Here is a 2,172-nt window from a genome sequence, read left to right on the forward strand (position 1 = left end):
CTTGGTTTTTAGGCGCTGCATGGATCTTTTTAGCCCTTGAGTGGTTACTATGAGCGGTAGGAATATGATCGAAACTGCAATTGGCTATCTTGCGCTCGAATCCTTCGAGACGCCCTACGGGCTCCTCAGGACGAGCGGCATCAGTGTCCTTTTGCTCTTCTTATGCTCTTCATATCACCTGCACGCAGGCCAACCAGCAACCGGGGACGCACAAGCAGCTGCTGAGCGTCTACAGAATCTGCTGGAGCAGCAGGCACACAAACCCGATGATGCCACCATCAATTACAACGTGGGAGTAGCACAGTTTCGCGCCAAACAGTACGCATCAGCTGCCAAAAACTTTATGCGTGCTCATAAAAACGCCGGCAAAAACAAAACCTTGGAAAAGCGTGCCCAATTCAACACGGCTAAAGGGCTGGAGTTGGAAACCTTGGCCATGTTACCGGATAAGTGGGAAGACCCTAAGGTCGATGTGGACAGCAAGCTTTTGGATACCGCAATCAGTACCATGGAAAATGCCTGCAGCTGGTATAAAAAAGATGCCAACGATGCTAAAACACAGAAGAACCTTGAGAAGGCCGAAGAGACCCTAAAAAAGCTCAAGCGCAAAAAGAAGCAAGAGCAACAAAAACAGGATAAAAAAGACCAGAACAAGGATAAGGACAAAGATAAGAAAGATGATAAAAAGGACCAAGATCAAAAACAAAACGAGCAAAATAAACAAGATCAGCAGGACGAAAACAAGAGCAAAGACCAAAACCAGAAAAACAATACGTCAGATCAGCAAAACGACAGTCAGAAAAACGATCAGAAGAACGACGGCAGCAAAGACCAACCATCAGACGATAATGCTGTAAAGAACGATCAAGAGAAAGACGACAAAAAGCAAAATAAAGGTGGTGGCCAACAAAAACCGCAGCCCTCGGACCAGGAAGGCAAAGAGAGGGACCAGCAGCAAGCGAACGGCAAAAATACCGACAACCAGAAGAACAATAGCGAGCAATCCGCTCAACATGGACAACCTCAGGGTAGCGAAGAACAGAAACAACCATCTGGAGCCAATTCTATGGATGGTGACGATAAAAAACAAGAGTCTATGCAAGAGCGCCGCATGCGTGCTGTACTGGAAAACTTACAGGCTAGTGAAGGCAAGCAACAAAAATCCCTAATTTTGCAACAGCTACAGGGCAGCCAGCAGCCACAACATAACGGACAAAAACCATGGTAAAGGAAAGAGGCATAATGAAACGAATTCTTGCTACTGTTTGGCTCGCTACAGCGTCTTTACTTCACGCTGGCACCCTGTCGCTTTCTATTGAGGGGCAATCTACCGGTCAGCCTTTCTCTACGCAAGTGTATCAACCCTTTACCATCATCATCCGTCTGGATGCTAGCAGTAACGCGTCAGGCAATATTGATATAGAAGGGCTCAATCAATTACAAGTGCTGAAAACACAGCGTTCCAATAACTTCCAGTACATTAATGGCGCTATGACAGCAACTCTAACCCACCACCTCACGGTCCGCGCGGAGCATGAGGGTTCGTACACCTTAGGACCTGCCAAAATGCATGCCAACGGTCAAACCCTACAATCCAACACGGTAAGCATCAACGTAGGCAAAGCTACCAGTATCCCGGTGCGCAATGTCGGAGGAAGACCTTCGGGGCATGAAGTGACCTCTAAACTCGTTGCTAATAAAAACGAGGTTGTGGTTGGCGAACCGATTGAGGTAACGTACATCCTACACTCCCCCTACAGCCTGGTGGATGCAACCATGGGCAATTTTAAGGCTGATGAGTTTTCGATTAAGGAGGCCAAGCAGCACTCTCAACGCCAAGAAAATATTAACGGCACCGCGTGGTTGATTATTGAAAAGCGCTTTATGCTTATCCCCAATAAAGAAGGAACTTTTTCACTGGGGCCTATTCCAACGGATGTAACGGTACGTGTTCGCCGCAATGCAGGCGCGGCAAGCATTTTTGACGATGACTTTTTTGCCTCCATGTTCGGAGGGAGCAATGAACCGGTGCATGTGGTCTCTAACGAACTGACCATTAAGGTGCGTCCATTGCCCACCACCGACCGTGTGGAAGGAGTTGGCCGCTTTGTCGCCTATCGCGCTCAACTGTCTGCCGCCGAAGCGCAAGTTAATGAACCGCTGAAGCTTACG

2 protein-coding genes are annotated in these 2,172 nt (G+C 48.0%); both read left to right on the plus strand.

Going from position 1 to position 2,172, the window contains the following annotated elements; all coding sequences use genetic code 11:
- Nucleotides 1–49 precede the first annotated feature (49 nt).
- Nucleotides 50–1,228: a hypothetical protein gene (locus FJZ26_05685; GenBank protein MBM3229899.1), complete on the plus strand. Its 1,179-nt coding sequence runs from the start codon at nt 50–52 to the stop codon at nt 1,226–1,228.
- A partial coding sequence (locus FJZ26_05690; protein MBM3229900.1) for a protein BatD occupies nt 1,222–2,172 on the plus strand: 951 nt, incomplete at its 3' end. The genes FJZ26_05685 and FJZ26_05690, both read left to right, overlap by 7 nt.

It is taken from the genome of Candidatus Parvarchaeota archaeon, assembly GCA_016866895.1.
Classification (GTDB): Archaea; Micrarchaeota; Micrarchaeia; order Anstonellales; family VGKX01; genus VGKX01.